This is a genomic window from Burkholderia pseudomultivorans (assembly GCF_902499075.1).
GTDB lineage: Bacteria > Pseudomonadota > Gammaproteobacteria > Burkholderiales > Burkholderiaceae > Burkholderia > Burkholderia pseudomultivorans.
On record NZ_CABVPP010000043.1, the window covers coordinates 13,409 to 34,180 of the forward strand.

Below are 20,772 nucleotides of genomic sequence, written 5' to 3' on the forward strand. Positions count from 1 at the left end.
ATCGCTACGGTGCCGTAATGGTCGGTTCGGGCGGCGATGTTAAGTTCCGCAACAGCCATCCGAACGTGGTGCCCTGAGTCAGTACGGAAAAGACGACGACGACGTAGGTTATGGTCACGATCAGCTCCCGCTGGGGCCCACGGGGAAGCAAAAGCGCGAGTGCGAGCGAGATGGCACCGCGCAAGCCCCCCCAGATCATCAGTCTGGTCGTGCCTTTCGGAAACCGGATCCGCAGACCGATCACCCCGAGCGGAATGGCCACGCTGACCGTACGCCCCACCAGCACACAGCAGACGGCGATCATTCCGGCCATCAAATACGTTCGGCTCTGATGGATTGAGAGGACTTCAAGTCCAATCAGCAGAAAGAGCACGCTGTTCATCATCTCGTCGACGACCTCCCAGAATATGCTCAGATACTCCCCCGTCTGGCCGGAGACCGTCTTCATCGCCCGGTGGTTGCCGGCGAACAGCCCGGCCACGACCACCGCGATCGGGCCCGATGCGCGGCCAAGTTCCGCCAACGCATAGGATCCCATGCAGAGCGCGATCGATAGCAGGATCTCGACGTGATGATTGTCGATACCTGCGACAAGACGGGATACGATCCACCCAGCCAGCCATCCTGCCAAGGCGCCACCGACCGCCTGTTGGAGAAACAACAAGGCTACGTCGAAGACACCGGGTTCGCGAGCCGCAGTTGTGATACTCAGAAGCGTCAGGAAAACGATCGCACCCACGCCGTCGTTAAACAGGCTTTCCCCGGTAATTCGGGTTTCCAATTCCCTTGGAGCACCCGCCTTCTTGATGATGCTCATCACGGCAATTGGGTCGGTAGGCGAGATGAGCGCGCCGAACAGCAACGCATAGATGAAGCCGATCCGTACGCCCAGCCACCATGATGCATACCAGAACGCAGTACCGACGAACACGGTAGAGATCAGTGTGCCGACAGTCGAGAGCACGCCGACTGTCCACTTCACCTGTCGGAGATCGTGAAAATCGACATGCAACGCGCCGGCAAACAGAAGAAACGGCAGGAAGCCGTGAAACAGGAGTTCGCTGAAGTCGATCTCGGGTATCAGCCGCGTGAAGCGCGTCACGTCGATTGCGCCGAATTCGCCCAATATGACGAGCAAGACGGTTGCCACCAGTGCGATCGTCATCACCCCAATCGTCGGCGGCAAATGGAAAACGCGATGATTGACGTAGCAGCCCAATGCCGCCAGGACGATCAACGCAGTCAGCGCGTGGAAAAACGTCATGTCAATCGATCCGATGGCCGGCCGAACGGTGTGCTGCCGCGCGCCGAAATAGAAAGGTCACAGTGTGACAGGAATGCCATACTGCCGGTAGGGTGAAGCCAATGTTGCGCCTTCCAGCCACCATCAGGACCCTGGAGGAAGCGGGCCGGATGTTCGCCCTTTCCGCATGCGACGTTCATTGGGGATGGCTGAGTAGCGCTTCGCCGTTTCTGCGGTCGAAACCGCTTTTTTGCCGATCATTGCTCTGTTCATTGATCTGCGTGGGCGCGGGCTCTCGCCTGCGGGGCCTTGACCACCTCGCCGCTCGAGAAGCCGCAATGCACGTTCCTTTCAACGGCACGCTGATTCCAGCCTTTTAAGCAAAATTTAATTTTGGCGACCTACGGTGGAATCGTCGTGTCATGAAATAGCCCTGTGGGCGGCTATACGCGGTGCATTCGGCACGCTGCGATGGGAGCGTAGTCATGGCAATCATCGGGTTCAAGCGTATCGCGCTTACCAGTCTGGCCATAGCGGCAGTGTCTGCGAGTTGCATGGCGAAAGGATCGCTGTCGCCTGCAACGGCGACACGAGCTCCGCAGGCCGTTCTGTCCACAAGCCCGGGCTTCACGGCCTACCCGGGAATCGTGTCCGACTTCGAGAACATGGCGCGAATCGACGGTCCCGCCGTCGTGACCGTCAAGGTGTACAAGATCGACGCGATGTCGAGTGTGCAGCAATTATGGCCCCCGCCCGGCAGCGCGAACGCGCCGTTCCTCGGCTTCTTCGAGGAATTTTCAGCCCCACCCGGCACCGATCACGGTGCCCTGGCACAGCGGCACGCCAGCGGCTTTATCATCTCGTCGGACGGCGACATCCTCACCGATGCCGGCGACGTTGCGGGCGCATCGAGGATCGCCGTTACCCTCGCCGACGGGCAAACGTACCACGCACGGTTGATCGGCAGCGATCCGGCGAGCGGTGTCGCGCTGCTTCATATTCATGCGACGGGTCTGCCTGTCGCCCGGATCGGATCACCTGCGATGCTCAAGGCCGGCGAATGGGTCGCCTCGATCGGTTCGCCCTACGGGCTGGGAACCTCGATCGTCAAAGGTATCGTCAGCAACCTCTCCCGTCTGCTTCCCGATCAATCGTACGTTCCGTTGATCCAGACCGATCTTACGGAACACTCCGGGGACGGCGGTAGTCCGCTCCTGAACCTCAAGGGTGAAGTCGTCGGTATCGAAGCGCCACCTCCGGACGACGGCAACGTGTATCAGGGTCTCGCCTTTGCGATACCCATCGACAAGGCCATGAAGGTCGAACGCCAGTTGAAGTTGCATGGCAAGGCCGTGCATGGACAACTCGGAGTCTCGGCGAAGGAGGAGACGCCCCCGCTTGCCAAGGCGTTCCGGCCGATGCGGCCAAACAATCCAGCCACGGACGCAGGTTGAGCATGTTTCGCTGCCGGCAGCTCGGTATGGCGCACATTCAAGGAGTCAGTCATGAAGTACTCGTCCAGAACAGCGCTCGGCGTCGTCGCCGTGACGATTGCCGTGTTCGCCCATGACGCGTTTTCCGCCGAGCAGGCATCACTGCCGCAGCCCGAACACGCTGGCAACGTGACCTATCTATCCGGCGGCATCGGTAGTGATCAATCGGCTGCAATCAAACAGCAAATGGGCAAGTATCCGCTCGTGCTCGAGTTTGCGGGGCATACGAGCAGCGGGAACGACTATTTGGCCGATGTCCCGGTCAAGATCGTCGATGCACATGGCAAGACCGTGCTCTCGACGCGAACCACCGGGCCATTCCTGCTCGTCTCGATGCCCGACGGGCGCTATACCGTGTCGGCCAGCTATAAGGGGCAGGCCATGCAGCGAAGCGTCGACGTACGCAAGTCGTCGCATGCTCACTCGGTGTTCGTCTGGACAATGTAGCTCGACCTCCGGGAGCCGGCCCCATCTGCTCGGCCAAGGTGTCGGGCATGGCAGTGACCCGGAAAGCATGAAAGACAGCTGCGTCGAAGGAGTCGACATGGACGAGAATCCGACCGAGCCGGTGGGGCCCGACATTAAGCGCCGCCGTTGGCTGATCGCGACATCCGTCGCGAGCGGCATCGGCGGCATCGCGGCCGCCATTCCTTTCGTTGATTCCCTGACACCCCCCGCCAATGCGCTGGCCGCCGGCGCACCAGTCAAGGTCGACATCAGTCGCTTGACCGAAGGCGCAATGTTGACCGTTGCATGGCGCGGGAAGCCAGTATTCATCGTCGACCGTTCGCCGGCCATGCTTGAAAGCGTCATCACGGCGACTCCGCTCGTCGCTGATCCTGACTCGCGCCACGCCTTCTCAATGCCATTGCCGCTTTATTGCCAAAACACCTTTCGCTCGCGAGCCGACCATCGGAACATTCTGGTCGTGGTTGGCGTCTGTACGCACCTCGGTTGCACGCCGACACCTCGGTTTCAACCAGGGTCTCAGCCAAACCTACCGGATAACTGGCTAGGCGGCTTTCTGTGTCCCTGCCACGGCTCGACCTACGATCTCGCCGGACGGGTATTCCGCGACAAGCCAGCACCGCAGAACCTCGACGTGCCACGTTACATGTTCCTGTCGCCGATCGAACTTCTGATCGGTCAGGACGAACATGGGCCGGCATAGTCCGCCGCCAGGGTGTCCGACCACGCCATATCTCCTCTGCCGCTAAGATCCGGGAGAACGTCTGTTACGTCACCTATTGCGCAATTTCATCAATGGCTCCGCGCGGGCCATAGCGATCCGGAGTCTGCCGATAGACAATGGGAGATGGCAATTGCAGCAGGTCTCTGAGTGATGCACATGACGTGCCGTAGACGATGCATGGACGCTCGCACATAGCAAAGCGAAGACGTCAAATTCGGCGAAGAGCTGTACTTCTCGCTCAATCAGATAGTCCCCGAAAGCGGTACTGCATGCTGCATTGCGGCTGACCCTATCGGCGTCGTGCGCGCGCATGCGCCTCGCCGCGCGCGACGAGCGCGCGGATGCGGTCGGCCGTGCGGCACGCGATCGCCTGGATCGTCAGCGACGGGTTGACGCCGCCGACCGTCGGAAACACCGAGCCGTCGCAGACCCACAGGTTCGGAATGTCCCAGCTGCGGCAGTCGGCATCGACGACGCTCGTCGCCGGATCGTCGCCCATCCGCACCGTGCCCGCGAGGTGGCACGTGTCGTCTTCCTCGTGCCAGATGTCGCGCGCACCGGCGGCTTCGAGCGACCGGTCCATCTGCGCGAACGCATGACGGATCATCCGGCGATCGTTGTCGTCGTACGAATAGGTGACGCGCGCAACCGGCAGCCCGAACACGTCGCGCTCGTCCGCCAGCGTTACGCGGTTGTCCTCGCGCGGCAGCGTCTCGCCGACGATCTTCAGCCCCGCCTGGAAGTTGTAGCGCGCCATCTCGCGCTTTAGCGCGTCGCCCCACAGCCCGCGCGCGGCAACCTTGCGCGCCCATTCGATCGGCAGCGGCCCCTGGCTCATCCAGCAGTAGCCGCCGAAGAAATCCTTGCCTTCGTCCGCGTAATTCCAGTGCTCGGTGATCGACAGCGACGGCGGTCCCTTGTACCAGCGCACTTCGTCGTCCATCGTCCCCCACGATGCCTGGTTCAGCTGCGCCATCAAGTAGCGGCCGACCAGGCCGGAGCTGTTCGCGAGGCCTTGCGGATGGCGTCCGGTCGCGGACAGCAGCAGCAACCGCGGCGTCTCGATCGCGTAACCGGCGACCACGACGTTGCGCGCGCGCTGGAAATGCGTGCGGCCGTCGCGCCGGTAATGCACGCCCGTCACGCGATCGCCTTGCGCGTCGATCCGCAACGCCATCGCGAGGTCGCGCACTTCGGCGCCGGCCGCGACCGCGCGCGGAATCCACGTGACCAGCGCGCTCTGCTTCGCGTTGGTCGCGCAGCCGGCGATGCAGAAGCCGCGATACACGCACGGATGCGCGCGGCCGCGCGGCGCGGACAGCGTCGCGAGCGGCGTCGGCGTCCAGTCGATGCCGAGCGCCTCGGCGCCGCGCGCGAGCACGAGCGCGGCCGCGTTCAGTTCATGGGCGCGGTACGGGTAGCGCGGGCGCGGCGGTCCCCAGGGATAGTTCACCGGCCCGCTGATCTTCAGCGCCTGCTCGACTTCGCGGTAGTAGCGCCACATCTCGCGCCAGTCGAGCGGCCAGTCGACGCCGTAACCGAGCAGCGTGCGCGAGCGGAACCATTCGGGCCGAAAGCGCAGCGACACCATCGCGAAGTGCACGGTGCTGCCGCCGATCGCGCGGCCGCTGTTGTTGGTGCCGAGCGTCAGCGGGTTCGCGCCGTCGCAAATCCGCTCGTCGGTCCAGAACAGCTTGCGCTGGTGCGATTCGTCGGAGGCGAATTCCTCCAGAGGCCGCCACCATGCGCCCGCATCGAGCGCGACGACGGAAAAACCATGCTCGGCAAGCCGGCACGCGAGCGTGCCGCCGCCCGCGCCGGTGCCGACGATCACGAAGTCGACAGGCTCGTCGTCGCGGAACATTCGCATCGGCGACCAGCCGCCCACGCGCAACGGATCGGGCGCGCGGCCGTCGCAACCGCGCGGCTTGCCGGCGTACAGCGAATCAGTGTCCATCGCGATCGCCCTCCCCGTCCATCCTCGCTTCCCACGGATCGCGCCGGTTGAAATCCATCCGCACGTAGCCGCGCGGGCTCGCCGGGCCGCCGAAGCCGATCTCGTTCCATGCGAACGGGTGGCTGTAGTACGCGCCGCAAATGTCCATCAGCACGCGTTTCGAGAAGAACATCCGCGGGTCCATGCCGGCCCATGCGGCTTCGACCTTGCGGTCGACTTGCCCCTGCTGGACGGCGCGCAGCAATGCATCGGCGTCGCTCTCGGCGAGTGACGCGAACGGCCGGCCGTACGCGTGGCGCGCCATCGTGTCGAGCGCGGCGAGGCCCGTGTGCCACGCGACACGCAACGGCGGCAGACGCGCGTCGCGAAAGCCGTCGCCTTCGTCGGTCGCGAGCCGGGCGTCGATCAGTGCGGCGGTGGGCACCGTCCCGGAGCCGCCCTCCCGCTGCGGGACGATGCGGTCGCACAGCGCGCCGAGCGTCGCGTACTGCTCGGCATCGAAATGGCGCGGCGCGGTCGCGGCGACCCGCAGCCGCGCGTCGATCGCACGACGGGTCGCGTCGTTCCACGATGGCGTGTCGCGCTTCGCGAGCACGTCGTAGCCGGAAAAGCGCGGCAGCGCGACCGCGTCGTCGCTGGCTCGCTTCATCGTCCCTCCCGTTCGGCGAGTGCGGTCGCGGCGAGGCCGGCGATCGCGAGTGCCGTGAAGCTCGGCGGCGCCGGCAGCGGCGGCCCGGACAACACGTTCTGCGACCAGTTGCGCCAGCCGCCCATTTGCCGCGCGACCCCGCGCGCATGGAACGCGACGCCGACGAAGCCGAGCAAGGCCGTCGCGCGCATCCACCAGCGGCTGAAGCACCGGTCGCCGCACGGGTGGGACGTCGCGATCCGCGCGGCGCTCAGTGCGGCTATCGGCGGCACGATGAGCGGGACGAACATCGCGCGATGCTGGAACGCACCGCGAAAATGCAGCAACCCGACTTCACCAAGCGTGCCGACGAGCCCGGCCGCGACCAGCCCGGCCAGCGCGCGGCCCGCAGGCAGGCCCGCGAGACGCGGCGCGTCGGCCGGACGCGCGCGCAGCCGCTCGCCCGTCGCGCCGAGCAGGCCCGACAACAGCAGCGCGAACGGCGCGCCGAGCGGCGCCCCGTAGAACAGGTTGTGCCAGCTGAACCGGCCCGGCCGCTTCGTCACGTTGTACAGATGGAACGCGGACCCGGCGAGACCGACCGCCGCCGACGCGACGTGCACCGCGTCGCGCAGACGATGCCGTTCGGGCGTGTCGTCGGCGTGACCGTGCACGCTTGCGAGCACCGACAGCGTCGACGCGGCCAGCGGCGCGATCATCGCGCGATTATGGAACGTGCCGCGATAGTGCTCGATGCCGCTGTCGGCAAGCACCGATCCGGCGAGCAGCAGCGCGCTGCGGTTCAGCAGCCGCGCGGCATCGGTCATCAACCTGTCGTGCTCGTCCGCGCGGTGTCGGGGGGGTCGCATCGGTCCTCCTTGTTGATGATGACGCGCCGTGACGCCGGAATTTTCCGGGAGCATTCACATTGCGAATTCGGCGACGTCGGCGGTGCGCAGTTCGAGGCCGAGGCCAGGGCGCGCCGTGTCGATCTCGAGCGCGCCGTCGACGAGCACCGGTGCGCCGTCGAACAGCATTCGTTCGATCCGCACGTGATCGTGGAACCATTCGATGTGGCGCATGCGCGGCGCGACGCAACCGACGTGCCGGTGCAGCGCGGGCGCGCAATGCGCGGACACGTCGACGTGATGCGCATCGGCGAGCGCGGCCGCCGCGAGAAACCCGCTGATGCCGCCGCAGCGCGTCGCGTCGGCCTGCAGCACGTCAACCGCGCCGCGTTCGAGCAGGCGCCGAAAATCGTCGGGCGTGTACGCGTATTCGCCGGCCGCGACGTCCACCCGCGCGCCAACGTGTTCGCGCACGAACCGCAACCCTTCGACGTCGTCGCTGCTGACCGGCTCTTCGAACCAGCGGATCGCGCAATCGGCGACCGACTCCGCGAACGCGAGCGCGGTGCGCGGCGCATACGCACCGTTTGCATCGACGAACAGCTCGACGTCGGGGCCGAGCGCGTCGCGCGCGACGCGCACGCGCGACGGATCGCACGCATCGTGTACGCCGATCTTCATCTTGCATGCACGGACGCCTTCGCCGCGCCAGCCGTCGAACTGCGCGGCGAGCGTTGCATCGTCGTAGGTCGTGAAGCCGCCGCTGCCGTACACCGGCACGCGCTCGCGCATCCGGCCGAGCAGCAGCGCGAGCGGCACGCCGGCGAGCTTGGCCTTCGCGTCCCACAGCGCGTTGTCGAGTGCGGAGATCGCGGTCGCCGCGATGCCGCCGCGCCCGATATTGCGCACCGCGCGCCACATCGCATCGACGGCGGCCGGGATGTCCGCGAGCGGCCGGTTGCGCAGCACGTCCGCCAGCATGGACGTGACGAGCGACGCGGCGCTCGCGTCGGTGTACGTATAGCCGAGGCCGGTCACCGGCCCCGCGTCGATGCCGACGACGACGATCGTCGTCGCGTGCCACGCGTAAGTGCCATCGGCTTCGGGCCGGTCGGTCGGCACGCGGTACGCGCGGGCGCGCACGTCGTCGATCGCCGGCGCGGCGGAAAGTGCCATCGTTGCGCTCCGGTCAGCTTGCTTTTTCCTTGCGGACGTCGCGTGCAATCGCTGTGCCCGGCGCACGCGGCGCGGCACGTGCTTTGCGCGGCCGCCTCGCCACGGCTCATCCGGAACCAAGGAGAAACGGCATGGCAACAGTGGCGGATTTCATCGTCGAACGGTTGTACGACTGGGGCGTGCGCCGCATCTACGGCTACCCGGGCGACGGCATCAACGGCTTCTTCGGCGCGCTCGGCCGGGCCGGGGGCAAGATCGAATTCATCCAGGCACGCCACGAGGAAATGGCGGCCTTCATGGCGTCCGCGCATGCAAAATTTACAGGCGAGCTGGGCGTGTGCGTCGCGACCTCCGGCCCCGGCGCCGCGCATCTCGTGACCGGCCTGTACGATGCGCGGCTCGATCACATGCCGGTGCTCGCGATCGTCGGCCAGCAGGCGCGCGCGGCGCTCGGTGGCCACTATCAGCAGGAGGTCGATCTCCCGGCCCTTTACAAGGACGTTGCGGGCGCATTCGTCCAGCTTGCGGTCGTGCCGGGCCAGGTGCGCCATCTCGTCGATCGCGCGGTACGCATCGCCGTCGGCGCGCGCACCGTCACCGCGCTGGTGCTGCCGAACGACCTGCAGGAACTCGACTACGCGCCGCCGAAGCGCGCGCATGGCACCGTGCACTCGGGCGTCGGCTATACGGCGCCGAAGGTCGTGCCGTACGCCGACGATCTGCAGCGCGCGGCCGATGTGCTCAATGCCGGCAAGAAGGTCGCGATGCTGGTCGGCGCGGGCGCGCTGCGCGCGACCGACGAGGTGATCGCGGTGGCCGACCGGCTCTGCGCGGGCGCCGCGAAGGCGCTGCTCGGCAAGGCCGCGCTGCCCGACGACCTGCCGTGGGTAACCGGCTCGATCGGGCTGCTCGGCACCAAGCCGAGCTACGAGCTGATGACCGGATGCGACACGCTGCTCGTCGTCGGTTCGGGCTTCCCGTATTCGGAATTCCTGCCGAAGGAAGGCCAGGCGCGCGGCGTGCAGATCGACCTGAAGGCCGACATGCTGAGCCTGCGTTATCCGATGGTGGTCAACCTCGTCGGCGACAGTGCCGAAACGCTGCGTGCGTTGTTGCCGCTGCTGAAGGAGCGGCAGGACACGGGCTGGCGCGACCAGATCGCGAAATGAAACGCGGACTGGCACGAGACGCTCGCCGCGCGCGCGGCCGCGAAGGCGAGCCCGGGGCGCGGCGTGAATCCGCAACGCGCATTCACCGAGCTGTCGCCGCGGCTGCCCGACGACGTGATCCTGACGAGCGATTCGGTATCCTGCGCAAATTGGTATGCGCGTGACCTGATGATACGGCGCGGAATGATGGGCTCGCTGTCGGGCGGCCTCGCATCGATGGGCGCGGCGGTACCGTATGCGATCGCCGCGAAGTTCGCGTATCCGGTACGCCCGGTGATCGCGATGGTCGGCGACGGCGCGATGCTGATGAACAACATGGCGGAGCTGATCACGGTCGCGAAGTACTGGCGGCAATGGCCGGACCCGCGCTGGATCTGCATGGTGCTGAACAACGAGGATCTGAACCAGGTGACGTGGGAACAGCGCGTGACGGAAGGCGACCCGAAACTCGACGCGTCCCAGCAGATACCGAACGTGCCGTACTACCGCTTCGCGACGCTGCTCGGGCTGAAGGGCATCTACGTCGACGATCCGGAACAGCTCGGTGCCGCGTGGGACGAGGCACTCGCATCCGACCGCCCCGTCGTGCTCGAGGTCAAGAGCGATCCGGAAGTGCCGCCGCTGCCGCCGCACGTGACGCTGCAGCAGGCCAAGCATTTTGCCGAATCGCTGATGAAGGGCGACCCGCGCGAAGCGAACGTGATCGTCGAGACGGCGCGACAGGTGCTGTCGGCCGTGCTGCCGGGCAACGGCGGCAAGAAGGAGTCCTAGCGAACAGCTCGCCGGAACCGCACGATGCGACTTTCCGGTCGTGCGGCGCGGGCCGGCGCGTCAGCCGATATCGACGTCGTCGCGCCCGTCGCCCTGCAACGCAAGCGCCGCGTTCACGAGCCCGACGTGTGCGAGCGTGAACGGAAAATTCCCGCACATGCGCCGCGCATGCACGTCGTACTCCTCCGCCAGCAGCCCGACGTCGTTGCGCGGCCGCAGCAGCCGCTCGAACAGCGCATGCGCATCGTCGTCGCGGCCCTGCATCCGGTAAACCTGCGTGAGCCAGAAACCGGCCGCGACGAACGCACCCTCGTCGCCCTCGCAGCCGTCCGCGAAATGCTGCGGCCGATAGCGGAACGGCAGCCCGTCCTCCATCAGCTCCCGCTCGATCGCGGCAACCGTCGCAACCACGCGCGGGTCGGACGCATCGAGCATCCCCGTCAGCGGAATCAGCAACAGGCTCACGTCGAGCCCCTCGCCGTCGTAGCGGTCGACGAAGCGGCCGAGCTTCGCGTGGTAGCCGCGCGCCAGCACGTCGGTGCGCACCGCATCGGCCCAGCGCTGCAAGGCATCGAGCGGCGCGTGATGGCCGAACATCTTGGCAGAGCGGTATGCGCTTTCGACGGCCGTCCACACCATCACCTTCGACGACGTGAACTGATGTTGGCCGCTGCGCACTTCCCAAATGCCTTCATCCGGCTCGCGCCAGATCGCCTCGAGGTGTTCGAGCAACCGCCGTTCGAGCATCCAGGCGTCGTCGTCGGGTGGCAGCCCTTGCCGGCGCGCCTGGTACAACGCGCCCAGCACCTCGCCGTACACGTCGAGTTGCACCTGGTCGGCCGCCGCATTGCCGAAGCGTACCGGCCGCGAGCCTTCGTATCCGGCCAAGTGCTCGGCCTCCCACTCGGCCGCGCGGCGGCCGCCGTCGGCCGCGTACAGCACCTGTAGCTGCGACGGATGATCGGCGATCGCGCGCACCAGCCAGTCGCGCCACTTCGCGGCCTCGTCGCGGTAGCCGCACCGCACCAGCGCGCGCAGCGTGAAGCTCGCGTCGCGCAACCAGCAGAACCGGTAATCCCAGTTGCGCTTGCCGCCGAAGCGCTCGGGCAGCGAACTGGTGGGCGCCGCGACGATCCCGCCGGTGCGCACGCTCGACAACAGCCTGAGCGTGATCAGCGCGCGCTCGATCGCATCGCGATACGGGCCTCGGGCGGCGTTGCAATCGGACCAGACGCGCCAGAACGCGTGCGTGTCGCGCAGCGACGCATGCGGATCGGGCACGGCCGGCGGCTGATCGAACGAGCGCGCGTAGCTGATGCAGAAATCGACGCGTGCGCCCGCCGCGACCTGGTGCGTGCCGACGAGCCGGTCGCTCCGCACGTCGAGCTTCGCGTCGGTGTCGAGCCACATCGCATCGCCGCCCGTCATCATCCGCCAACGACGGCCCAAGCGGCGGCACCACGGCAACGCGCTGCCGTAGTAGAAGCGCACGCCGAGATCGACGTCAATGTCGACAGTCCCGCGCTCGCCGCTCACCCTGCGGATCAGGCACGGATCGGGCGCCTTCCAGCTCATCCAGTCAGTGACCACGATGCACCCGGACGCGGTTTCGAAGCGCGTTTCGAGCACCGCGGTGCCAGGCAGATAGCGGCGCGTCGCCCGCGCGGCCGGCTCGTGCGGCGCGATGCGAAAGCAACCGTTGTCCGGCGTGCCGACAAGCGCGGCGAAGCATGGCGGCGAATCGAAGTCTGGCCAGCACAGCCAGTCGATGCTGCCGTCGAGCGCGACAAGCGCGGCGCTGCGGCCGTCGCCGATCAGCGCGTGGTCCTCGATGCGCATCGCGCTCACCGGTCGATCTTGCGCGCGGCGACCCACGCGGCGGCGAGCATCGCGGCAATCGCCCCATACGCGAGCGCGCGGGTTGTGCCGAGCCCGGCCTCCGCGCCGGTGCGGCGTGCTTCGGCCCCGAACGCGCCCCGCGTCGCATGACGGCCCGGCACCGTATGCCACAGGTTCGACTCGCGCGGGCCGGCGAGCGTCTTGCGTTGTTGGCCGCGCACGGCCGTATATGCGAGATAGCGGTCGAAACAGGCGGGCGCGAGCGCATTCGCGACGATCGCGGCCAGCGACGACCAGCCCACCCAGCGCTCGCGGCCCGGATGCCGTGCGGCGTCGAGGATTGCGTCGGCCGCGACTTCCGGCGCGTAGACAGGTGCGACCGGGCGCGGTTCGTGCGGCAACTTCGATTCGGCCCAGTCGAACTGCGGCGTATCGATCGCGGGCAACTGCACCATCGTCACGCGCACGCGGCAGCGCGCATGCAGGAGCTCGCAACGGAGCGCGTCGGTGAAGCCGCGGATCGCGTGCTTTGCGCCGCAGTACGGCGCCTGCAGCGGGATCGACCGGTATGCGAGTGCGGAGCCGACCTGCACGATAGTGCCGCGATTGCGCGCGGCCATCCGCGCGAGCGCGGCACGCGTGCCGTTGACGCAGCCCAGATAGGTGACGTCGGTCACGCGCGCATAGTCTTCCGGGGATATCTCGCCGAACGGGGCGAACACCGTCACCATCGCATTGTTGACCCACACGTCGAGCGGGCCGAGTTCGCGCTCGATACGTTCGGCTGCCGCATCGAGCGCCGCCGCGTCGCTGACGTCCACGGCGACGGGCAGCGCGTCGACGCCATAGGCGCGCACTTCGCTCGCCGCGTCCTCCAGCGCCCCCGGATCGCGGGCAAGCAGCGCGACTTTGGCCCCGCAGCGCGCGAACGCATGGGCGGTCGCGCGGCCGACGCCGGCGCTCGCGCCGGTAATCGCGACGGTCTTCACGATGAGTTCCTCCCGTTCTTTACAAGGTTGCCTACACACCGTCGCGCCGTCGCACGCGGCGCGCAGAATCTTGATCGTCGCAGCAAGTGACGTGCCGCCCGTCGCGCAGCCGGGGCAATCCGCTTGGCGCATGAACAACCGCCAAATTTACAAGGCAGTTGTAGCGAACAGAAAGTTGCGCCCGTAGCGCCACGTTGTACGCACCGCAGCCCAACGCGCACGAGAATTGCTCCTCTACATGGTTTGTCGTCCTGCTGCCGAATCTGGCAAGGAGTCGTATTGCGCGCCCCGCCGCTCCTGAAAGCACATCGTACGGTTCGCAGCGCCGTCGCCGCGTGCACCGTCGCGCCGGTGCTCGCACACGCCGCGTCCGTGTCCGATCCGTCGAGCGCGCCGGCCGGCCCGTTGCCGCTCGCATACGTCGCGCATGCGGCGGGCCCCGCTGCGCGGCCGGTGTTCGTGCTCGGCTGGGCGCTGCTGGCGCTGTGCACGTTCGTGTGCATCGCGATCGCGGTGCTGCTGCTGATCGCGACCTTTCGCCGCCGCACGCGCGCCGGCGGTGGCCACGACAGCGGCCTCGCGATCGTGACGGTCGGCTCCGCGATCTCGGTCGTGCTGCTGTTCGGCGCGCTCGTCTACATGCTGCGCGTGCTCGGCACCGTGGCCTTGCCGCCGCGGCCGCCCGCGCTCACGATCGTCGTGACCGCGCACGACTGGTGGTGGGCCGTCCGCTATCCCGACGACGCGGGCGGCACTGCATTCGTCACCGCGAACGAGATCCATATTCCGGTCGGCGAACCCGTGGCGGTCGAACTGAAAAGCGCCGACGTGATCCACGCATTCTGGGTGCCGCAACTAGCCGGCAAGACGGAGACGATCCCCGGCCAGATTAACCATCAGTGGCTGCAGGCCGATCGCGCCGGCGTCTATCGCGGGCAATGCTCGCAATACTGCGGCGCGCAGCATGCGCACATGGCGTTCGAAGTGGTGACCGAGTCGCCCGATGCGTTTCGCGCGTGGCTCGCCGCCCAGCGGCAATCGCCGCCGGCTCCGGCAGCCGGCGCCGAACAGCGCGGCCAGCGCGTATTCGCCGCGCGCTGCGCGGGCTGCCACACGGTGCGCGGCACCGACGCGGCGGGCGACGCCGGCCCGGACCTGTCGCATCTCGGCTCGCGCCGGCTGCTCGCCGCCGGCACGCTCGACAACACGCCCGACAACCTGCGGCGCTGGATCGCACAGGCGCAGCAGATCAAGCCGCGGACGCTGATGCCGTCGTTCGCGCTCGCGCCGCGCGACGCCGACGATCTCGCCGCCTATCTCGCCACGCTGCACTAAACGGAGAATGACGATGGCCGTTGCTCACCACACGCCCACGCCGCTCAGCCGCGTGCCGGAGCTCGGCGAAGCGCCGCCGGGCTCCGCGCACGAGCGCGAACTCGCCGAGCTGTGGGAATCGGAGCGCGGCTGGCTCGGCTGGCTCGGCACGGTCGACCACAAGCGCATCGGGCTGCGCTACATCGTCACCGCATTCGCATTCCTGCTGCTCGGCGGCGTCGAGGCGCTGGTGATGCGCGTCCAGCTCGCGCGGCCCAATGCGACTGTGCTCACGCCCGCGCAATACGACTCGCTGTTTACGATGCACGGCGTCACGATGATTTTCCTGTACGCGCTGCCGGTGCTGTCGGGTTTCGCGAACTACCTGTGGCCGCTGATGCTGGGTTCGCGCGACATGGCGTTCCCGCGCCTGAACGCATTTTCGTACTGGGCGTTCCTGTTCGCCGGGCTGTTCCTGTACGCGAGCTTTCCGCTCGGCGCGGTGCCCGACGGCGGGTGGTTCAATTACGTGCCGCTCACGTCACTCGACTACAGTGCCGGCGCGAACATCGACATCTACGCGCTCGGGATGATCCTGCTCGGCATCTCGACGACCGGCGGCGCCGCGAACTTCGTCGTCACGCTGCTGCGGATGCGCGCGCACGGAATGTCGATCGACCGGCTGCCGATCATCGTGTGGGGCACGCTGACTGCGTCCGTGGCGAACCTCCTCGCCGTCCCGGCGGTCAGTCTCGCCTTTTTCCTGCTGTGGCTCGACCGCAATGCCGGCACGCACTTCTTCGACGTCGCGAACGGCGGGCGGCCGCTGTTGTGGCAGCACCTGTTCTGGATGTTCGCGCATCCGTGGGTCTACGTCGTCGTGCTGCCGGCGATGGGGATCGTGTCCGACGCGCTGCCGACCTTCTGCCGGCGGCCGCTCGTCGCGTACGAGGCGGTCGCGGTGTCGACGGTCGCGACGATGCTGATCGGCTTCGAGGTGTGGGTTCACCACATGTTCGCAACCGGCATCGCGCCGCTCGCGCTCGCGTTCTTCGGCGCGGCGAGCATGCTGATCTCGATCCCGAGCGCGGTCGCTGTGTTCGCATGGATTGCGACGATCTGGACCGGACGCCCGGTATTCCGCACGCCGTTCCTGTATTTCGCGGGCTTCGTGCTGATGTTCGTGATCGGCGGCGTGTCCGGCGTGATGACCGCCGCGGTGCCGCTCGACTGGCAGCTGACCGATACGTACTTCGTCGTCGCACACCTGCATTACGTGCTGCTCGGCATCAACGTGTTTCCGGTGCTCGGCGGCATCACGTACTGGTTCCCGAAGTTCACCGGGCGCATGATGAACGAGCGGTTAGGCAAGTTGACGTTCTGGGTCGTGCTCGCGGGCTTCAACGTCGGCTTCTTTCCGATGCATATCTCCGGGCTGCTCGGCATGCCGCGCCGCATCTATACGTATCCTGCCGGGATGGGCTGGGACACGTCGAACCTGCTAACCACCGTCGGCTCGTTCGTTTTCGGCATCGGCATCGTGATGTTCGTCGTCAACGCGCTCGTCAGCGCGTGGCGCGGCGCGCGCGTCGGCGCGAATCCATGGGGCGCGCCCGGCCTCGAATGGTCGGTCGCGTCGCCCGCGCCCGCATACAACTTCGCGGTGCTGCCGCTCGTCGCATCGCGGCATCCGCTGTGGGAAACCCACGACGATCCGGCGCGCACCAGCCTGCGGATCGGCTACCGGCTCGCGGACGGCCGCGAAGCGCTCGCGGTCACGCCGCTCGCCGCGAAGCCGAGCGCGATCCTGAAGATGCCCGAAGACAGCTGCGTGCCGTTCGTGCTCGCGCTCGTCGCCACCGCCGTGTTCGCGGCGATGCTCGCGCGCTCGCCCACGCTCGTCTGCGCGGCCACCGCCGGCTGCGCGATCGCGATCGTCGTGTGGCTGTGGCCGCGGCGCACCCTCGGGCAGCGTGCGCGCCTGCCCGGTCGCGACGCCACGCAGGCGCCGTCGGCCGCTGCTGGCCTGCATCCGGACGAACCGCCGTCGGCCACGGTGCCGGAGGCCGCACCGGCCGCGTGCGTGGAGCCGCTGCCGGTCGGCAGCCACGGCGAGCGCGCGGGCGGCTGGTGGGGTGTGCTGACGCTGATCGTCACGGAGGCCGGGCTGTTCGGCTATCTGCTGTTCTGCTACTTCTACCTGCAGTCGCAATCGGCCGCGCCGTGGCCGCCCGAAGGAATGCCGAAGATCGGCCTCGCGGCGGGCAACACGGCCGTGCTGCTGTCGAGCAGCGTGTTCGTATGGCTCGCCGAGCGCGCGGTGCGCGCCGGCAAGCGGCCGCATGCGGTGGGCGCGCTCGCCGTCGCGTTGGTGCTCGGCATCGCGTTCACGCTCGTGCAGTTGCACGAATGGCGCGACCATCCGTACGGGCCGACCACGCACCTTTACGGCAGCCTGTACTTCACGATCACCGGCTTTCACCTTGCGCACGTGGCGGCCGGCCTCGTGATCCTCGCGCTGCTCGCGGGCTGGACCGCCGCCGGCTTCTTCGGTCGCGAACGGCGCGTCGCGCTCACCGTCGGCGGGCTCTACTGGCACTTCGTCGACCTCGTGTGGCTGTTCATCTTCACCGCGCTGTACGTGTCGCCGTACTGGCTCAGGAGCGCGCGATGAACGGCACACGACACGCGTGGACTCCGTTGCTCGCGATCGCGGCCGGCCTGATCGGCGCACCGGCGCTGTGGTTCGCGCAGATGCTCGCGTCGGAGACGCTCGCGTCGACCGCGTGCTATCCGCTCGGCGTCGCGCAGGCCGTGCCTCGCTGGTCGCACGTCGGCGTGTGGCTGGCGCTGATCGCCGCGGGCACATTCGCGCTGGCGGCCGCGTTCGCCGCATGGCTCGCGCGCACGTGGCAAAGCGCGCATGATGCGAACACGCAGGCCTCGACGCGCGACGACAGCACGCGATTCCTCGCCCGCTGCGGGATGCTCGTCGCGCCGCTTCGTCATCGGGCTCGTATTCACGGGGATCGTTACCGCTTTCGTGGGGCCTTGCAGTCAATGGCGATAACCGGATCCGGTACGCACCCGAGCACGCGTCGCGGCGCGGCCATTGCGCTCGCACTTGCTTTGTGCGCCACACTCGCCGGATGCGACGGCCGGCAGCAAGACCGGCCGGCGTCCGACGGTGGAGGCGCGGACGCTGCAGCGAGCGCTAACGCAGCAACCATCGCGCGAGGCCGCTACCTCGCGCTTGCCGGTGACTGTTCGGCATGTCACGACGCAGCCGATCATACGCCGTACGCCGGCGGCCAGCCGGTGAATTCGCCGTTCGGGCCCATCTATGCACCGAACATCACTCCGGACCCGACGCACGGGATCGGTCACTACACGCTGCGCGAATTCGACGACGCCGTGCGGCGCGGCGTGCGCGCGGACGGCAGCCGGCTGTATCCGGCGATGCCGTACCCGTCGTTCGCCCGCCTGAGCGACGACGACGTCCGCGCGCTGTATGCGTATTTCATGCGTGGTGTCGCGCCGTCCCCGAACGCGGCCAGGCTCACGCAGCTGCCGTTTCCGTTCAACCAGCGCTGGGCGCTCGGGCTCTGGAGCCTCCTGTTCGCGAACCGCGACCGGTTCGCGCCGCAGCCATCGCAGTCAGCGGAATGGAATCGCGGCGCGTATCTCGTGCAGGGGCTCGGCCATTGCGGCGCATGCCATACGCCGCGCGGGCCCGCCTACAACGAACGCGGCTACGACGAGCGCAGCCCCGCGTTCCTGACCGGCGGCGTCAACGACCACTGGTTCGCGCCGAACCTGACCGGCGCGGACACGGACGGCCTCGGACGCTGGTCCGCCGACGATATCGCCGTGTTCCTGCGCAGCGGTCACGCGCAACGCGGCGCAGTGTTCGGTGCCATGGCGCCGGTGGTTGGCGAAAGTACCACGTTGCTGACCGACGCCGACCGTCGTGCAATCGCCGTGTACCTAAAATCGTTGCCCGCACAACGGACTGCCGCGACGAATCCGCTGGGTGTTGGCGTGCCGCGGCTGACGCCGGCCGGGCCGCGCCCCGAAGGCGGTCAGCAAGCGCCGGGGGCCGGCGTGTTTGCGAGCTTCTGCGCGCGGTGCCACGGTGCCGAAGGAACGGGCGTCCGCGACCACGGGCCACCACTCGATGGCAATTCGATCGTGCTCGCGGCCGATCCTACCAGCACAATTCGAATCGTGATTGAAGGCACACGGCCCGCACCCGGCAAGTCGGGGCCGGTACAACGGATGCCAGCAATGCGCGATTCGCTGACTAGCAGCGAAATTGCGGCGGTGGTCAGCTATGTCCGCGGCGCATGGGGCAACCGTGCGGCTCCGGTGTCGGAGCAGGACGTGAGGCGGTTGCGCGCGGCCATCAAACGCTAACCTCGTCGGCTTTACGTGTTTGACCGTCGCGGCGGAGAGGTCGGTTTGCGCAGGAGCAATCCCACCGTGGCCCCTTGGGTGAATACGGAAAATGCGACCACGACGTAGGTAATGTTCATCACGAGCCCGCACCGGCCCATGAGCCTGAAGAAGCGCGAGCACAAGTGAAATGGCACCGCGAAGCCCTCCCAAATCGACAGCCCAGCGGAGCCCGGCGGAAAATGAATACGCGGACCAACCACCTTCAGCACGGTGGCAACGCCATCTGTACGCCTTCGAGAACGCAGCCAAAGGCGAACAGGCCAGTTACCAGATCAGCCAACTCTGATGGATCGAGATAACCTCAAGTCCGACCACTACCGTGATGCCCCTGCTCGAATATGATCCTCCTCCCCTTCGCTGACTAAAAGGACGAAAGCGTCGGATTTTTTGACGACCTTCGAGGTGACATTGCCGAAGATCTTCTGGAACGCCGTTGGCTCACGATGACCTATCACTACGAGGTCGGCATTTTCCGTGATTGCAGCGCGACAGATCGCATCCGCTACAGACTCACCCGAGGTGTCAATCATCGAGGTCCGGCCTTTGACACCATTGCTGGAGAACATTTTGCGCGCATATCGCAGTTCGTTCTCCGCTTCTTCGTGCAAGAAGAGGCGAAAGATCCTCTCTTCACTGATATCACGAAGTACATCTACCGCAGTGAGATGGTGATCAAGTACAAATACAGCCGTGACTTTCGCGTTCGCGCTGCGCGCTATATCTACAGCTTTGTGCAATGCACATCGAGAAGCACGCCCTCTGTCGAGCGCGACAAGAATTCTCTCGAACATTCTGGTCTCCAATCCCCGGGGAGCGACGTGCTCCACCCAGCCGACGCAGACTCGTTGGCGCCGAATTCAAGCGCAAACCAGTCAAAGTCAGTCAACGGATGTCGTTGCCGGCAGCGTCCTCGATTACGAGAGAGAAGCGCATTCAGGTACGACGTCCGCTACCCCGATGTTTGTTGTTGGTAAGGAGAAAACTCGTCTCCTTGCCTCTCATCCTCCGCATTTAGGCAGCCGGAACAGCAAGTCCGAACGCCTCTGGTCTCGCAGGTGCCACCTGAGCCCTGAAGGATCACGGTCAGCCAAAAGCTGCTACATCGCGCCGCACGTCAGCGACGATTGAAGCGGCGGCCATATCGGTTGCCCATCGCGCACTGAGCATCAAGCCCCTCTCGAAATCCTAGTCTCCGGTCAGAAATGCAACGCTCCCCACCATTTTTATGTCACACTGTGACCAATTTTGACCGACGGTGCAACCTCTGTCTAGTTGCATGGGGAGAACACCAATGAGCAATTGGCATTTGGCAATTGCTGGAGGAATTTGCATGCTGCTCATCGCGTGCTCACGCCGTGACGGCGTTCAGGCTCTATCCCCCGTGTTCGCGGCAAGGGCGAACATGTCGGCGCCCGAGGTCGCGAACTGCATTGTGCGCCGTTGGAAGCAGAGCACGCGCCAGTTGGGTCGCAGCGAGTCCGCTGGGGAAATTACATTGCGCGCCAAGTCGTTCTTTAATGGCGTGCCGGTGGGGGTGCGGATCATGCCGGACGGAGGTCATTCGCTCGTCGAGTACTTCAGGCAACGCCGCGCGGATCCACTTTACTCGCAGATGGTGCGGGAGTGTCTTCATCTCCAAGCGCCTCCGAGCGAAGGCAGCACGCGGCCCGTCCCTCGGTCATGATTGCGCGACAC

The 20,772-nt window shown here is 66.7% G+C and carries 15 protein-coding genes and 2 pseudogenes; 9 read left to right on the forward strand and 8 right to left on the reverse strand.

Annotated elements, in window-relative coordinates:
- Positions 1-4 precede the first annotated feature (4 nt).
- Complete coding sequence (locus BST28156_RS23925) at positions 5-1,264, reverse strand: cation:proton antiporter (protein ID WP_048803580.1); 1,260 nt, start codon at positions 1,262-1,264, stop codon at positions 5-7.
- A gap of 464 nt (positions 1,265-1,728) precedes the next feature.
- On the opposite strand from BST28156_RS23925, the gene BST28156_RS23930 reads away from it, so the two are divergent.
- The 3 genes from BST28156_RS23930 to petA all read left to right on the forward strand — a co-directional run bounded on the left by BST28156_RS23930 (position 1,729) and on the right by petA (position 3,907).
- Positions 1,729-2,697 (forward strand): S1C family serine protease, encoded by a 969-nt coding sequence (locus tag BST28156_RS23930; protein ID WP_052421584.1) that lies wholly within the window; start codon positions 1,729-1,731, stop codon positions 2,695-2,697.
- 51 nt (positions 2,698-2,748) lie between these two features.
- Entirely contained in the window at positions 2,749-3,183 is a 435-nt protein-coding gene (locus tag BST28156_RS23935; protein ID WP_038442203.1) for a carboxypeptidase-like regulatory domain-containing protein, read from the forward strand.
- Positions 3,184-3,280: 97 nt separating this feature from the next.
- On the forward strand, positions 3,281-3,907 hold the full coding sequence (petA, locus tag BST28156_RS23940; RefSeq protein ID WP_048803579.1) for a ubiquinol-cytochrome c reductase iron-sulfur subunit: 627 nt from the start codon (positions 3,281-3,283) through the stop codon (positions 3,905-3,907).
- Between the two features lie 310 nt (positions 3,908-4,217).
- Here the strand turns inward: petA and BST28156_RS23945 are convergent, their stop codons facing one another.
- The 4 genes from BST28156_RS23945 to BST28156_RS23960 are packed head-to-tail and all read right to left on the reverse strand — an operon-like array spanning position 4,218 to position 8,537.
- Positions 4,218-5,885 (reverse strand): GMC family oxidoreductase, encoded by a 1,668-nt coding sequence (locus BST28156_RS23945; RefSeq protein WP_038442201.1) that lies wholly within the window; start codon positions 5,883-5,885, stop codon positions 4,218-4,220.
- Positions 5,875-6,534 carry a gluconate 2-dehydrogenase subunit 3 family protein gene (locus tag BST28156_RS23950; RefSeq protein ID WP_038442199.1) on the reverse strand — a complete coding sequence of 220 codons (660 nt, stop codon included), beginning with the start codon at positions 6,532-6,534 and terminating at the stop codon, positions 5,875-5,877. The genes BST28156_RS23945 and BST28156_RS23950 overlap by 11 nt, the downstream gene beginning before the upstream one ends.
- The gene (locus BST28156_RS23955) at positions 6,531-7,382 is read right to left on the reverse strand and encodes a hypothetical protein (RefSeq protein WP_038442197.1); all 852 of its coding nucleotides are present in this window, start codon (positions 7,380-7,382) and stop codon (positions 6,531-6,533) included. Before BST28156_RS23955 ends, BST28156_RS23950 begins: the two co-directional genes overlap by 4 nt.
- Positions 7,383-7,436: 54 nt before the next feature.
- Positions 7,437-8,537, reverse strand: coding sequence for an enolase C-terminal domain-like protein (locus tag BST28156_RS23960; protein WP_038442195.1), 1,101 nt, complete (start codon positions 8,535-8,537; stop codon positions 7,437-7,439).
- A 131-nt stretch (positions 8,538-8,668) separates the two neighbouring features.
- Here BST28156_RS23960 and BST28156_RS23965 point away from each other — a divergent pair.
- A pseudogene (locus BST28156_RS23965) lies at positions 8,669-10,477 on the forward strand (thiamine pyrophosphate-requiring protein).
- Positions 10,478-10,537: 60 nt separating this feature from the next.
- On the opposite strand, the gene BST28156_RS23970 reads toward BST28156_RS23965, so the two are convergent.
- Together BST28156_RS23970 and BST28156_RS23975 are read right to left on the reverse strand one after the other, a co-directional pair.
- Positions 10,538-12,316 (reverse strand): glycoside hydrolase family 15 protein, encoded by a 1,779-nt coding sequence (locus BST28156_RS23970; RefSeq protein ID WP_038442403.1) that lies wholly within the window; start codon positions 12,314-12,316, stop codon positions 10,538-10,540.
- 5 nt (positions 12,317-12,321) lie between these two features.
- Positions 12,322-13,305 carry an SDR family oxidoreductase gene (locus BST28156_RS23975; RefSeq protein WP_038442401.1) on the reverse strand — a complete coding sequence of 328 codons (984 nt, stop codon included), beginning with the start codon at positions 13,303-13,305 and terminating at the stop codon, positions 12,322-12,324.
- Positions 13,306-13,602: 297 nt separating this feature from the next.
- On the opposite strand from BST28156_RS23975, the gene coxB reads away from it, so the two are divergent.
- The 4 genes and pseudogenes from coxB (at position 13,603) to BST28156_RS23995 (ending at position 19,035) form a co-directional block, all read left to right on the forward strand.
- A complete protein-coding gene (gene coxB, locus BST28156_RS23980) occupies positions 13,603-14,640 on the forward strand; it encodes a cytochrome c oxidase subunit II (RefSeq protein WP_038442399.1) in 1,038 nt (345 codons plus the stop codon).
- Positions 14,641-14,653: 13 nt separating this feature from the next.
- Entirely contained in the window at positions 14,654-17,293 is a 2,640-nt protein-coding gene (ctaD, locus tag BST28156_RS23985) for a cytochrome c oxidase subunit I (RefSeq protein ID WP_038442397.1), read from the forward strand.
- Positions 17,290-17,689: pseudogene (locus BST28156_RS35110) on the forward strand (cytochrome C oxidase subunit I). Before ctaD ends, BST28156_RS35110 begins: the two are co-directional and overlap by 4 nt.
- The gene (locus tag BST28156_RS23995) at positions 17,680-19,035 is read left to right on the forward strand and encodes a cytochrome c (protein WP_080746445.1); all 1,356 of its coding nucleotides are present in this window, start codon (positions 17,680-17,682) and stop codon (positions 19,033-19,035) included. The pseudogene BST28156_RS35110 and the gene BST28156_RS23995 overlap by 10 nt, the downstream one beginning before the upstream one ends.
- 356 nt (positions 19,036-19,391) lie before the next feature.
- Here the strand turns inward: BST28156_RS23995 and BST28156_RS24000 are convergent, their stop codons facing one another.
- Positions 19,392-19,868: a universal stress protein gene (locus BST28156_RS24000; protein WP_080746444.1), complete on the reverse strand. Its 477-nt coding sequence runs from the start codon at positions 19,866-19,868 to the stop codon at positions 19,392-19,394.
- A gap of 539 nt (positions 19,869-20,407) precedes the next feature.
- Between BST28156_RS24000 and BST28156_RS24005 the strand changes: the two genes are divergently transcribed.
- Complete coding sequence (locus BST28156_RS24005) at positions 20,408-20,761, forward strand: hypothetical protein (RefSeq protein WP_038442193.1); 354 nt, start codon at positions 20,408-20,410, stop codon at positions 20,759-20,761.
- Positions 20,762-20,772 lie beyond the last annotated feature (11 nt).